Origin of the sequence: Colwellia marinimaniae, from assembly GCF_002207865.1 — a bacterium.
In the GTDB taxonomy this organism is placed as follows: Bacteria; Pseudomonadota; Gammaproteobacteria; order Enterobacterales; family Alteromonadaceae; genus Colwellia; species Colwellia marinimaniae.
Genome location: NZ_BDQM01000508.1, coordinates 1 through 237 on the forward strand (window position 1 = coordinate 1; position 237 = coordinate 237).

The 237-nt window shown below is 48.1% G+C and carries 1 protein-coding gene; it reads right to left on the bottom strand.

Annotated elements, in window-relative coordinates; translation table 11 throughout:
• Window positions 1-237 (bottom strand): diguanylate cyclase domain-containing protein (locus MTCD1_RS20275; RefSeq protein WP_143760236.1); only part of this gene is annotated, 237 nt, incomplete at both ends.

Consider the following 237-nt stretch of genomic DNA (forward strand, 5'->3'; position numbering starts at 1 on the left):
GGCGCTGACATGGGTATGATGCAGACTGAGATCGACAAGCCCCATCTGAATTAGTACCGTAATAGTACTCCCCTCTATCTCATAGGGGGCTTGCAGTTGCTCTTGCAGTGCTAGTAAGATGCTGTCACTCTGTTGCGCCTCAAAGTAAAGCAGGAACTCATCTTCATTCATTCTCGCCACATACGCAGCCTGAGAGGTTAGATCTATGAGTCGTTTCGACACTTGCCTGAGTAATTC